This is a genomic window from Faecalibacterium tardum (assembly GCF_040096515.1).
GTDB lineage: Bacteria > Bacillota > Clostridia > Oscillospirales > Ruminococcaceae > Faecalibacterium > Faecalibacterium tardum.
In genome coordinates this window covers 1-14,505 of the sequence record NZ_JBBMEO010000026.1, presented here as the reverse complement: position 1 = coordinate 14,505, position 14,505 = coordinate 1, and the positions used below count along the sequence as shown (strand labels likewise).

5 protein-coding genes and 1 pseudogene are annotated in these 14,505 nt (G+C 51.7%); all 6 read right to left on the bottom strand.

From position 1 onward, the window contains the following. Positions 1–40: 40 nt before the first annotated feature. Positions 41–9,373 (bottom strand): helicase-like domain-containing protein, encoded by a 9,333-nt coding sequence (locus WMO44_RS15155; protein ID WP_435387739.1) that lies wholly within the window; start codon positions 9,371–9,373, stop codon positions 41–43. Between the two features lie 14 nt (positions 9,374–9,387). Then, complete coding sequence (locus WMO44_RS11800; RefSeq protein ID WP_349152704.1) at positions 9,388–11,037, bottom strand: type IA DNA topoisomerase; 1,650 nt, start codon at positions 11,035–11,037, stop codon at positions 9,388–9,390. Next, positions 10,998–11,390 (bottom strand): TnpV protein, encoded by a 393-nt coding sequence (locus WMO44_RS11795; RefSeq protein ID WP_349152703.1) that lies wholly within the window; start codon positions 11,388–11,390, stop codon positions 10,998–11,000. Before WMO44_RS11795 ends, WMO44_RS11800 begins: the two co-directional genes overlap by 40 nt. Next, on the bottom strand, positions 11,387–13,234 hold the full coding sequence (locus WMO44_RS11790; protein WP_349152702.1) for a recombinase family protein: 1,848 nt from the start codon (positions 13,232–13,234) through the stop codon (positions 11,387–11,389). The genes WMO44_RS11795 and WMO44_RS11790 overlap by 4 nt, the downstream gene beginning before the upstream one ends. 95 nt (positions 13,235–13,329) lie before the next feature. Further along, a pseudogene (locus WMO44_RS11785) lies at positions 13,330–14,289 on the bottom strand (type IV secretory system conjugative DNA transfer family protein); the annotation flags it as partial. After that, positions 14,286–14,505: PcfB family protein (locus tag WMO44_RS11780; protein WP_349152701.1), on the bottom strand; the 220-nt coding region annotated here is incomplete at its 5' end. The pseudogene WMO44_RS11785 and the gene WMO44_RS11780, both read right to left, overlap by 4 nt.

The following is a 14,505-nucleotide window of genomic DNA, read 5'->3' as shown; positions in this document are numbered from 1 at the left end:
CCGTTAGATTCCTTGCAGAGATCTAACGGGATTATCCTATTTACAGTTCCATATTGTGACTTTTCCGCTTCGGGAATTTCTGCGGTTCTGCACTGCGCTCTGCCTGCTTTGCATGAAGCTGTGCCAGTACAGAGGGTTTCCGCACATTGTCCGCCGTGCGCTCTGCAACGCGGCCTGCGTAGTTCACTAGCTGGCGCGGCCTGTCTGCAACCTCGGTTTCGGCTGCATCCTCGTCCACACCCAGCGCATCCTCACTACCCTTTTCATCCATGTTGAGCAGAGAGTTCAGCTCCGCAAGACGCGCAGATTTTTCGGCCAATTCTGCTTCCTGTGCAAAAGGACGTTTGGCTTCTTCCTTTGCCTGCGCCAACTGCTGTTCCAAGGTTTCCAGTCTGCGCTCCACCTGCGGCAATGCTCTTTCGATACCTGCCAGTGCATTGGTAACGCGCAGGATATTACCCAGCGGGTCTTTGCCGACTTCCATCGAGTAGTTCCATGCGCCCTTGATGGACAAACGGAACACCTTATCAAAGTTGTCAAACCGGGAATGCAGTTCAAACGCACCGTAGCTGCCGATCCTGCCCTCGGTGCCAGCCGCTTTCAAAGCCTTGCAAGCCTCGATGATGGCCGCACCCGCTTCCTTGCGTTCGGTGTACACCTTACCGCTGATTTCCATAGCGAAGTGGTCTTTATCCTGCGCCAGAAGCGGTTTTGCCGCTTCCATATCGGTTTTCAGTGCTCCAATCTGACCTTGTGCCACAGCGATTTCTCGCGGATAGCGGCGTGCAATATCCGATTCCAAGCTATAAATCTGACTGGTGTGATTGGCTTTCAGCAGTTTCAGTTTGCTGACCTGAATATCCAAGTCCATCTTTTCCTTGATGTAGGGATTGCCCGTTGCCAGTGCCTTGATTTCGGCATAGGACAGCGCGGTATCGTCCACATCATCGCAGGCACGGACAGGCGACTTAGATGTCATAATCTGGCTTATAAACTTCTGTTTATTTTCCAGAATCTGCCACATATACGAATCAAACGTATTTTCAGTGACGTAACGATAGATTTTTACCTGCTTATTCCGGTTTCCCTGCCGTAGAATACGTCCTTCCTGCTGTTCTAGGTCAGACGGCTTCCACGGGCAATCCAGATGATGCAGGGCAATCAGCCGATCCTGAATATTGGTTCCTGCGCCAAGTTTCGGCGTAGACCCCATCAGGATACGAACCTGTCCGGCGCGCACCTTTGCAAACAGGTCAGCCTTTTTGGTTTCCGTGTTATACTCGTGAATGAACGCCACTTCTTCACGGGGAACACCTCTCGCCACCAGCTTCTCCCGCACATCATCGTAGACGTTGAATGTACCATCAGCTTTTGGTGTCGATAAATCGCAAAAAATCAACTGTGTTCCCTTGTCCGACGCAGATTCTTCCCAAACCTTGAACGCATTGTCCACACAGCGATTGACCTTGCTCTCCGGCTCGTCCGGCAACATCTCGTTCATAAGCCTCTGGTCGAGTGCCAGTTTTCGGCCATCGTTGGTGATCTTGAGCATATTATCGAATCTGGGATTCACATTACCGTTGCGTACAGCCTCGGCACGGTCTGCAAAGGAACTCACCATTTCTTCCTGTGTCTCGCTCGGTTTCAGCACTTCGTTGATGTACTCCGCTTTCGGCACAGGCAGATTCAGCATATCCGCCGTCTGCACGTCTGCCGATTCCTTGAACAAGGAAATCAGTTCCGGCAGATTAAAGAACCGGGCAAAGCGTGTTTTCGCGCGATAGCCCGTTCCCTCCGGGGAAAGCTCGATTGCCGTGACGGTTTCACCAAAGGATGCCGCCCAATCATCGAAGTGGCTCAGTCCCATTTTCTGCAGCGTATCATACTGGAGATACCGCATAATGGTGTACAGTTCCACCATCGAGTTGCTGACCGGGGTTCCGGTTGCAAAGGTCACGCCCTTGCCACCTGTCAGTTCGTCCAAGTACTGACACTTCGCAAACATATCGCTGGACTTCTGTGCATCGGTCTGGGCGATACCTGCGATATTTCGCATTTTTGTGTAGAGGAACATATTTTTATAGAAATGTGACTCGTCCACAAACAGACGGTCAACACCCAGTTCCTCAAATGTAACCACATCATCCTTTCTCGTCTGGTCGTTCAGCTTTTGCAGCTTTGCTTCCAGCGTTTTCTTTGTTTTCTCCATCTGCTTGACCGTAAAACTGCGGCTGTCCTCACTCCGGGCATCGGCTAGGGCCAGCGTAATGTCGTCGATCTGACGCTCGATAATAGCTTTCTGCCGTTCCGGGGAAAGCGGCACTCGTTCAAACTGCGAGTGTCCGATCACAATGGCATCGTAATCACCTGTTGCAATACGGGAGCAGAACTGCTTACGATTGCTGGGTTCAAAATCCTTTTTCGTTGCCACCAACACATTGGCATTGGGATAGAGCCGCAGGAAGTCTGCGCCCCACTGCTCTGTGAGGTGGTTCGGCACCACATAGAGGTTTTTCTGCGACAGGCCCAGCCTGCGGCTTTCCATGCCGGCAGCAATCATCTGGAAGGTCTTGCCTGCGCCCACGCAATGCGCCAGCAGCGTATTGTTGCCGTACAGAATGTGCGCTACCGCATTTTTCTGGTGCGGCATCAGAGAGATTTCCGGGGTCATGCCCTCGAAGCGGATATGACTGCCATCATATTCACGGGGACGAATCGCATTGAAAATCCTGTTATAGGTCGCACACAAATCCTCGCGGCGATCTAAATCTTTGAAAATCCACTGCTTAAACGCTTCCCGAATGGATTCCTGCGCTTGCTGTGCAAGCATGGTTTCCTGCTTATTCAGCACACGATGGTCGCCATCCGCATCGTGAATCGTATCGTAGATTTTGGTATCGCGGAGATTCAGCGCATCTTCCAGCAGCTTATAGCCGTTGACGCGCAGGGTTCCGTAAGTGTTGGTGACAAGCGGATTGCCGCGATCCAGCGACTTGCCCGAAATGTTCCATGCACCAGAAATTTCGGAATAGGTTGCCTTAATGTCAATCCCGGCATAGTAGTTCGGTGTTTTGAACACCTCTTTCATAAACTGTGTGATGTACTCCGGCTTTACCCAGTTTGCACCAAGCCGCACTTCGATTTCCGAAGCGTCCAAATCCTTGGGCTGTACCCGTTTCAGGTAATCCACATTGATTTGATATTCAGCATGGTTTGCCACAAAGGTTTCTGCTGTGGCCAGTTTTTCACGAACATTGCCGGACAGGTATTCATCCGAGGTTTCCCACTGCTGTGTCACAGGATTTCGGAAAATCGCACCTGCCAGTTCATCCGTGATTTCCTGTTCCGGTTTGCCGCAGAGCTGCATCATAAACGGCACATCCACCTTTGCTTTTTCTCCGATGGAAAGTGCCAGAGCTTCGCTGGGTGTATCCACCGAGGTAACAGGCTCCGACTTACGGATGGTACGTTTGGTAAAAATATCGGCAAGTCGTTTGAGATTCTTCTCCTCATCCAGAATTTCCAGTGATGCCAGCAGACAATAGCTGCTGTCCTGTCGGAATGCCCGCTTGTTGGCCGTGCTGTTGATAAGGCCATACTGCGCCTTAAATGCAGTGTACTGCTGTTTCAGTTCATTCTGCAAAAGTTGTACTTCCGCATCCGAACCATCATGCAGCTGACAATCCAACAGTTTCCGGGTGGTTTCACGCAGAGCAATCATGCCCAGCACTCGCTCTGCAGTTACGGCAGGCAGTTCCACCTTGTTCATAAAAGAATTTTCACGGTAGTAAATCTGCCCGTCCACATTCGTGAAGCTGAAATTCTTCACACTTGGGTCTGCCGGAATGGGTTCTTCCTGCACATCCAGTTCATCGTCAGAGATTTCTGGCTCCGTGATGGTAGCCTGGATGTTGCCGACCGCCTCTTTTAGCTGCTCGGCAAGGTCTGCGCCCTCGATGGGCTTGACCGTTGTTTCCTGTTTGCCGTACTGGGTGCTTTCGGTGGTGATTTTCCCCAGCACCATCTCAGGATGCTTCGCAAAATACTGGTTGATGGAATAGCCTTCCGGCGTTTCACCGAGATCCACCCAGTCAGCCCGCTCCACCGCTGCACGGTCACGCTTTTGCAGGAACAGAATGTCAGCCACCACGCCGGTGTTGGCATTGCGCTGAAACGCATTGTTCGGCAGTCGAATCGCACCTACCAGATCAGCACGGTTGGCAAGGTATTCACGGACAGAGGAATCCTTCTTATCCATCGTACCGCTGGACGTTACCACCGCCACCACACCGCCCGGACGCACAAGGTCAAGGCTCTTGGCGATAAAATAATCGTGGATGAGGAAATTGTGGCGATCATACCGCTTGTCCGGTACTTTGTAATTGCCGAAAGGTACGTTGCCCACAACACAGTCAAAAAAGCTGTCCGGGAACTGCATCGTTTCAAAGCCCTGCACTGCAATCTTGTTTTTCTGGTACAGTTGCTGTGCAATGCGACCAGAAATGCTGTCCAGCTCCACACCGTACATCCGAATCTTCTCCATGCTGTCCGGCACCAGACCCATGAAATTGCCGACACCACAGGACGGTTCCAGCACGTTGCCTTTGGACAATCCCATATTGCCCAGGGCTTCATACATCGCCTTGATGACCGTAGGAGAAGTGTAAAACGCATTCAGGGTACTGGCACGGGCTTCCTTATACTCATCTACCGTGAGCAGGGACTGCAGTTCGGCATACTCTTTCGACCATTCCGCGTTGTTTTCATCGAACGCCTGCGGAATGCCGCCCCAGCCCACATACCGGGAAAGTATCTCCTGCTCTTCTGCGGTAGCCTGCCGCTGCTCTGCATCCAGCGTTTTTAGCAACTGAATGGCCTCCACGTTGGCTTTATACTTTGTTTTCGGCCCTCCTGCACCGAGATCATCGTCCGTAATATGGAAGTTAATAGGCTCCTGTTTGGGCAGTGCAGGCTGTTCCGTTTCTGCTCCGCTGTCCAGCGGAAGATTGTGCTGCCGCCGTGCGTGGTTGACCTCTGCCGGGGTCATAGGCTGCTGGATCAGCGGTTCAAGGGCTTCCTCTGCCGCTGCACGGCTGATGGCATCCGTTCGGTTCTGCACATCTGCGATCAGCTGCATCTGTTCCGGCGGAAAGTCGGGATTCAGCAGTTCTTCCAACTCGCCGCCCGATTCTGCCACCGAATAAATCACATCCATCTGCTCCGGGGAAAAATCTTCGTAGGCCACACCAGCATTGTGCAGAGCCGTAAAGACTGTGATTTCCACCGCTTCTTCCATCGGCACATCGGCCTGTTCATACAGGTGCCGAATGTACTCCAGCGGTTCCGTTCGGAAAATCGGATACCGGGCTTCTTTTGCAAGGGTCATGTCCTGCAAGCTGACCGTTCCCTGTTCAAAGTTGACCGAATCCACACGGAACTCCCGATCGTCCAGTTCAACGATGGTATTGACTGGCAGATATTCCTCTCTGCGGAAATACTTTGTCTGCGCATGGATTCCATCTTCCTGCTGGCCGGACAGATAGATGCTCTCCCCCTGCTTCCAGAGCTTCATTGCCTGTGAAACCCACTGTTCACGCGGAAAACCAGATACCTCAACTTTGCCGAGTGCAGTTTTCTTTTCCAACAGTTTGCTGCCAAGCAGTTCCGAAACGCGCTTTGCATCCTCGCCGTAGAACTCAAAGCTGCCGTACTGCTCATAACCGACCAACGCATCCGGGTAACGCTCTTTCAGCGCGTTATACTCGTTGGCGGCATCCAATGGCAGGGGCTGCAAGGTCGGCTCAACGGTCTTTTCTTCCGCTGCATACGGAACCATAATGCCGCGCACCCACTGCGGTGCGTCCTTGCTATCCTGATACAGTGCAACGGCATCCCGTCTGTCCGTAATAACGTCCTGATAGGTGCGCTGGAAAATATCTTCTTGAATCCACTCTCCGAAGTGCGCCCATGTGTCGATAGCCTCGGAGTAAACAGCATTTTCCACCTCGCCGGAATCAAACAAATCCTCGATTTTCTCACGGATCAGATTTTCCGCTTCTTCCTCGGTGGTATCGCGATCACGCAGCAGCGGATAGATTTCGCTGCGCTCTACCTTTTCCAGCAGCGTGTACAGACATTCTTTATAGATGCTGCGGCTGTCTTTCTGGGTATGGTCTGCATCCAGTTTCAGGAAATCGTTCAGCGGATTCTTCGCCAGCGTTTCGCTATATGACGGTAACGGAATGACCCGGCCAGCCACCGCCGAATTTTCCATATCTTTCAGATAAACGTCATGCGCATTGGAACGCTCAATGCGGTACAGATGGTTATTGTCCAAATACAGAAAACTGCCGTTTTCTCTGCTGTACATTTGCTTAGGCTGATTTTCAAACGATTCTACTGCTTTTGCATCTTCTCTCGTTTGACAAATAACCGCCTTTGCATCATTCAGACTGTTAAACGGCCCTGTTTCTGCTGTACCTGTTCCCGTTTCTTCGTCATAGTTGTAATGGTTATAGAATTTGCCATCGGAATATTGCAGAATTGCAATATCCTCGATATATCCCTCCTGCATCATCACCGTTGACTGATACCGTGCAACGACTTTTGCCTTTCGGGGTTCTTCAACCGCTGCGGCGGTTGACTGCTCTTTCGATTGCGGCTCCTGCTCCATGAAGTCAAACATGGAAATTTGCCCCTGTTCAGGAACCGCAATCTCAACAGCCCTCTTTTTTTCCGGGAAAATCGTGTACGTTCCCTCGACATACTGGTGAAGGATAGAGAGGGATTCTGCCTTTTGCTCATATTCTTCCGAATCCAGCGGCATGGACAGCAGTGCATTGTCCATCTGCTCCAGCAGTTCCAACGCCTGTTCGGGGTCTGCCAGCTTTTCAACGAGAGCCTTTCGGCCTTCTTCATGGTAAAGGTCTTGCGGATAAGGTCGTTCCACGTTATTCGACAGATGGTGATAGAAGCCCATCACCTGCATTGCCATCTGTTCCCGTTCATAGACAGGCATCCGGGAGTAATCCGCCGGTTTCAGGTACTCACTATCACGGATAAGCCGGTCGATCCGGCCTGCGGCCTGATTCCAGTTCAGATGAACGTTGGCATACGGGTTCCCGTATGGGCCGCGCTCCAAAGCAATGCCTCTGCCATCGTGATCTTCGTGAGAATCGTCTGCCCCACAGAGTGCATGGCTGCTGCCGCCGATCCCGTAATGGTCTTTCAGGAAGTCAGCCCGCTCTTTCTTATCTTCATGATTTAAGAAAAACGAATAGATTGCCAGCCGACTGTCTGAATAATTGCTGCCCCGTGTGAAGTAAGCATTGATTTCATCTTCCGTGATGAACTTCTTATACTCATTCCAGTGAAAGCCATCCCGCGCCGAGTAGTTCTGATAAGGCTTTGCAAACTGCTGGAACAGAGCTGCCACTTTATCCGGCTTATAAAAGTGCATCCGCATCAGGTCTTTATCTTCGGCGTAGGCTTCCCCCAGCGCAGATAATCTGTCGTTTAGGTCAGTCAGAAAATCCGTATCATCCAGCAAGCCTGCCAGCCTGTCTGTCAGTTCCGGGAAACCGCCCCTGAAGATTGCTGTATCCTGAAACACTGCTTCGGCAACACCGTCTGCCAAGTCACGTTCCATATAAGCCAACGTCTGCGCGTGTTCCTGTAAGGCGTTCTGCCGCGCAGCATCCAGAACCGCCTGCGGCGCATACTCGCCCTGCCGGAGCAGTTCATGGATGCGGTTGCTCACATCCTCCCATGACAAAAACGCATTGACAATCGTACCGCCCTTTGCCGTGTCACCTGCCGCAATGCGCAACCCCAAATCATCGAACCAGACCGCATACTTTGCGCCGTCAATTTCAAAGCCTTTTCCTCCCGTGCCGTATTCGTTTTTCACGAACTCCGTGTATTCTTCCGGGGTTTTCTCGACCATAAAATTGTAGATCAAGCGCAGCTGACCCTTGCTGCGGTTGCTGCCCGTGCACAGAATTTCATCGATCACTTCGGGATCAAGCGCAATCTCGTCCGCATACCGTGCCCGGATCGGTTCTTCGATGGCGCGGATCTGCTGTTCCACGGTCGGCAAATCAGGCAAAGAAAAAGCAGAGGCAATTTCTTCCTCTGCTTCGCTCAAATCCTGTTCCGTTGTCGGTTCAGTTAATTGTACACCAATTCCTTCAAGACGATCTCTTCTGCCATCGCTGTCAGGTTGTTCTGATGTGCCGCCCATGCCAGCGGGTCTTTCTCCTTGCTCGGTGCCGGAAACTTCTCGTTCAGGCTGTCCAGCAGGGTTTCCACCCGGCTCTCCGCTGCTTCCTCGATCTGCGCCAGATGCTGGTTCAGTCTGCCGCTCATCAGCATACTCTGATACCAGTTCTTGCGGTTCTCTTTCAGGTACGTCCTGCGCAGCATCCCGTACTTCCCGATGGTCTGCGGCTCGTCCTTCACGGCCAGATTCGGGAACAGATAATCTCCCTTGCGGTAATACGTCAACTCCATTTTCTTGTCCTCCTTTGGTCGTGTTTTCTTCGGTTTCGCGCTTTAATGTGCTAAAGTCTGTATTGGTATTATACAAGCTGTCAACGGATTTTTCAAGCTGCTGCGTGATTTCTTTTTTGTAAATTTTCCGCATCTCTCGGCCAATGTCAAAAAGAACCGCTTCGCACTGTTCGGAAACCGCGTTGCCGAGAAACGACAGCACCGGCAGCTTGTTGAAATCCACGATGCGGATAAAGTCATCATCGTCCAGCACATCCATAGGCTCCTGCCCGCAGCGACGAGAAAGCGTATAGAAGATACTGTTGGTCATCAGTTCCCGGAAGCGGACGCGGATGTTATCTTCGTCCAGTTCTTCCAGAAAAGTATCTGCCACCTCATAGGCCAAACCGTCCATCACTTCATCCAGATTGTCGGCGGTCAACTGCCGTGCCAGCTCCATCAGGGCAGTATTCATGCTGTCCGTCTGGGATAAGCCATAGGTATCTTCCAGATGGTCTAAGATAGCCTGCTCATGCTCGTGGCTGTCCAGATTCCATAAGAGCGGTGTTTTTCCGCCGCGCACCAGATGGGTGTCAGCAATATCGAACACATACCGCAGCTTGGTACGCGGTCCGGTATCATCCAGAAGCGCGATGCCTTTTGCGCCACGGTTGACCCATCGGCTCATTTTCTGATTCCAGAGTTCCAGTTCTGCGCAGGCGGTTGCATCGGGCCGCTGTGTGTGGATCAGGAGTGTATCGGTGAACGAATAGCGATACAGCCGCGCCGCCACATCCAGATAACTCATCCAGTCCTGTGGCGAGTTACTGACATACCGGGCGTTCTGCTGCGCCAATTCTCGAATATCGTTAATCTGTGGCAAGGGTCAAACCTCCTTTATGTTTTCTTTTTCATCGGTGCTTTGGGAAATTCCAGACTGTACTGTGCGCGGCCCTCTTCGACGCGCATCACAAGATCAGCGGCGAATGTCTTATCTTTTTTCGCGGAATAAAAGTCTTTTACATGGGTGCGGCCTTTCTTCAAAAGGTCTACCGCCATCTTCTTGTCCAGCGTTTTTCTCATGTTGGACAAGTATCTGCTTTCTTTCCAGAGTGCAAATTTGCAGCTACGGTCTGCACAACAAAAACTAAGTTTGCTCTCATGTACAGGATTGCCGCAGACCGGGCAGCTTCCTACGCTTACCTTATTATGATGGGGAGCCGCCGCAACGGTAGGAATCTGCCGGAGGTCAGCCAGCATCTTGTCGATCAGTCCGTGGATGCCCTGCATAAAATCATAGGGCTTGATCTCGCCGCGCTCCATCCGCAGCAGGTCATTTTCCCATTCGGCTGTCATGCTGGCAGATTTCAGGTAGTCCGGGATATTGTGAATCGCTGCCACACCGTCCTCCGTAGGAATCATCTGCCTGCCCTTGCGCTGCACATAGCCGGAGGATACCAGCTTTTCCAAAATTGCGGCGCGCGTTGCAGGGGTTCCCAGGCCTTTCTTCTCCGTGTCCTTATCAAATTCTTTGTTGCCTGCCGTTTCCATGGCCGACAACAGGGTATCTTCGGTGTAGACTTTCGGCGGCGAAGTAAAGCCCTGCTTTTTCTCTGCCCGTACCACAGGAAGAACCATTCCCTGCTCCATCTTTTTCGGAAACGGCACATCCTTGTCCTTTTCCGGCTCCACAAACGGAACGGGCTTTGCCGTGTATCCGGGCTGCAGAACATCCTTATATTTTGCCGTGAAGCTCCTGCCCTGACAGCATACCGTCACAAGCACATCTTCATAGATGAACGGTGACTGTACAGCCTGCACCAGCTTCCAGATAATGAGCGAAAGAATCTTCTGCTTGGTTTCGGACAGCTTTTCCTTATCACACTTTGCACCCTGCATCGTCGGCAGGATCGCATGATGGTCTGTGACCTTGCTGTTGTCGATAACGCAGCTTACGTCTGCCGCCGCGCCATCTAAGGCCAGCACCAGAGATTCCACTGTCGTTCTCATATCCTCGGTCACAAACTGGCTGTCTGTTCTGGGGTATGTCACCAGCTTTTCTTCATACAGTTCCTGTGCCGCCTGCAAGGTCTGGCTGGCGGTCAGACCGTAATAGCGGTTTGCTTCTCGCTGCAAAGTTGTCAGGTCATACAGCTTCGGGGGCTTCTTTTCTACCCTCTTGCGCTCGATGCTGCCAACCACGGCGCACTGTCCATCGCAAGCGGCCTGCATAGCATCTGCATCCTGCTCCTGCGCCATCTGTTCTGATACCGCCACGACACCCGCGCCGGACAGTTCCACTTTGTAATAGGGTTCCTTTACAAAGTTCTGGATTTTGGCCTGCCGTTCGGCCAGCATCGCCAGTGTCGGGGTCTGCACACGGCCAATGGTCTGTTTTCTGCAGTACTTTTTCGTAAAAGCACGGGTTCCATTCATACCGATCAGCCAATCCGCTTTTGCTCTGCACTCGGACGCTGCAAACAGATTATCATACGCCGCGCCATCTCTCAGGTTTTCAAAGCCCTGCTGGATGGCAGCATCCTCCATGCTGCTGATCCACAGCCGCTTGATAGGGAGTTTGCTTCCGGCAAGAGCATACACACGGCGGAAAATTGCTTCACCCTCGCGTCCTGCGTCTGCCGGATGATTAGGGCAAGCTGTTCTTCGGCCTGTTTGTCCAGCTTGGCAAGATAGCCGCCCAACTCACCGGACAGGAGCAGTTGATTATACTGGATGGGACGCTGCTCCTTCAGATACATTTTATGTAAGCGGCCCCACCGCCCGGTGGGGTGCTGCTCTGCCGGGGTTGCTGCGGTCAGATTCGGCAGATAGTGGTCGTTGACAAGGGTGTAGTCCAGACCGTTGGCATTGTCATGGATAGATTTCTTCAGTTCGTTCATGCGGATTCTCCTTTCTGATTGGGCAGATAGTAGACACCATTTGCCTGATCTTCGGCGCGGATTGCTTCTTTCTTGGCATCCATAGCCGCTTTCTTCGCTGCTTTATGCTTCTGGTAATAGGCATTCTGCCATCCATTGGCCTTACGGCGAAGGTAGGCTTCATGCCGCTTTTTACGCAGACGCTCTTTTTCGGCAATTTCAGCACGTTCTTCTTCGGTTGGCTGATTGACTTCTTGTGTACCAAACTTTCCGATGAAATTGAAGTAGATTTCAATGGTCTGCGGAGAATTTGCAACTCCTTTGTAATCTCGCTCATGCACAAAAATCTTGTAGATAAATTCGTTCAACATCACGGTGTCCAGTTTTTCAAAATTCTGATATTTCTTGACCAGTGCGATGAATTTATCGGCGGATTTCTGGCCGCTTTCGTATTCGTCTACTGCTTTTTGCAGGGAAGCAGCTTCCGCTTCAAGGCTTTCCTGCTCCTTGGCGTACTGGGCATCCAGAATCTGATACCGCTTGTCAGGGAGTTTTCCGAGGGCGTTGTCCTCATAGATTTTGCAGATTAGCGTTTCCAACTCATCCAGTCGCTTTTTACAAGCTGCAAGGCGTGTCTTTTGACCTTTGATCTCGCTGGACTGCTGGTTTTCCGCTTCGGCCTTTACGATACGGACGAATTCTTCTTCGTCCTCTTTAGAAAATCGAACGATTTCCCGCAGCGTTTCCTGAATCAGTGCCATCACAGAATCAGCGTTTACCCGGTGTCCGCTGGAGCATTTGCTGCCAACAGGGATTTTTCCATAGCCAGAGCAGGAAAAGTTTGCGACACGTTTTCCATTTCCAGTACGATTGACATACATCGGGCTTCCGCAGTCTGCGCAGTACAGCAGTCCGCCGAGGGGATGGGCTTCGCCCCAGCCATCAGGATAGCGGCGGACGCCAGCGCGAATCCGCTGCACGTTGTCGTAAGTCTCCTGATCAATAATAGGCTCTTGGGTGTTTTCGATAATCGTCCACTGGTCTTGGTCAACATAATGACTTTTCTTGTCCTTAAAATGCTTCCGGGTCTTGAAATTGCAGGTGTGCCCCAAGTAGCAGGGATTGGTCAGGATGTGGACGATTGTGGAACTACCCCATTTGTAGGGGTCTCTGATTTCCCGCGTCTGCCATAAGCCGATACCAAGCTTTTGGTGGTAGTAAGCAGGGATTTCAAAGTGTTCGGCTGAAAGGATCGCTGCGATTTGATAAGGGCCTTTGCCTTCCATCGTCATGCGGTAGATGCGCTGGACGATAGGAGCCGCCACCGGGTCGATGACCCACTGGTTCTTGTCCTGCTTGGATTTCAGGTATCCGTAGGGCACAGAACTGCTGGTATGCTTCCCGGCAAGGTTCTTTGCCTGAAACGCCGAACGGATTTTCTTGCTGGTGTCACGGGCGTACCACTCGTTCATGATATTTCGGAACGGAGTAAACTCATCGTCCCCTTTGAGAGTGTCCACGCTGTCGTTCAGAGCAATCAGCCGGGTATCGTGCTTCCGCAGCACTTCCATATAGGTGCCGACTTGCAGATAATCACGACCGAAGCGGCTCATGTCCTTTATGATAACGACAGATATTCGGTCAGCTTTGACTTCAGCAATCATCTTCTGAAAGCCCGGTCGGTCGAATTGCGTACCAGAGATACCATCATCCGTAAAGTGGATGCAGTTGGTAAAACCGTGCTGTTCGGCGTAGTCCTCCAGTATGCGCTTCTGGTTGGAGATCGAGTTCGATTCGCCCTGAAGCTCGTCATCGTGGCTCAGGCGTTCGTAGAGCGCAGGATAGCGTTCAGGTTTCCTCGCCACAACTATCACATCCTTTCGTAAAATTTTGGCAGATAGCCTTTTAATGTAGCTCGATTCGGTTTGAATCAAGCTGTATTAAAATTCTGTCTGTATTATGTAACACCGGCAGCTAGCTTGTAAAGTTTGTACTGCCGCACGGCAAAGGATTTTGGCTTCTTCTTGCCCAGATCCTCAAACAGTAGGTCAACTGGATTCTGATAAGTTTCATCGTCCTCAGACACCTGCATGGTATTCAACATTTCCAACAGTGTTGCGAAGTTTTGCTCCTCAACCGGGGCTTCATAGTGAAGGTAAGCGATCAGCGAAACGAGCAAAAGCCGTTCCGCTTTGTCCCAGAACGGGTCGCCGCCTTGACCCTCACCTTTGGTGTTGGTCATCAGTGCGGTGACGAGCTTCAGAATGTCCTTTTCACTGTGGATGTACGCCATGGGGTTATAGCGCATACTCTTGGAAAAGTTGATGGTGTTGAAAATCTTTAGCTTATAGCCCTTTTGTAACAGGGCATTGCCGCACTCGATCACGATACTACCTTTCGGATCAGTAATTACATATGAACTATGACATTGTAAAAGATTCGGTTTCAGCCAAAACCGCGTCTTACCGCTGCCGGAGCCGCCGACCACCAGCACGTTTTTGTTCCGGGCGTTTTTGGGGTCAGGTGGGCGGTTGGACATCATCAGCCGTTCTGTTTTGGTCAGGATGATATTGTCCTCAAATTTCGGAGCCATAAACGGCTCGATATCTTTGGGTCCGCCCCACCGGGCAGAGCCGTACTCCATGCCGTGACGGTACTTCTTGGCGTTTTTGCCTTTCAGGTACACCGCCAGCCGCATCGCGGCACCGCAGCATAAACCCACCAGCAGATCCAGTGGATGCAGGCTGGGCAGCGGATTTGAAAATGCAGCCGGGAGCGTATCCATCAGCGATACGATTTTGTCGCCAAGTTCCTTGCCCACAGCCAGCCGCCATGCCTCGCCCAGATTGGTAGCTACAAGTCCAATCACCACATAGGGCAGATAGAGCGCCAGCAGCTTAGAAAGCTTCTTTTTGCTCATAGGCCGCGCTCCTCCTGCTTGTGCCGCACTTTGTCCGGCAGATTTGCAACGGACTGCGCCAGATCGTGCAGCTTTGCCAGCACGGAAGGACGCTTGGTTTTATCCAGCACCGATGCCGAGTATTCCTTGAAAGCTGCGTTCAAGGCATCCGTGTCCTGTGCCTTGAAGTAGACCAGATACCGGGGCGGCTTGCAGGACAGGTCTTTCTGGATGGAG

Bases quoted from the DNA above. Each gene is read 5' to 3' on its own strand.
- WMO44_RS11800 (WP_349152704.1), bottom strand. From the start codon at position 11,037: ATGGAGGATGCTGCCATCCAGCAGGGCTTTGAAAACCTGAGAGATGGC.
- WMO44_RS11795 (WP_349152703.1), bottom strand. From the start codon at position 11,390: ATGAACGAACTGAAGAAATCTATCCATGACAATGCCAACGGTCTGGAC.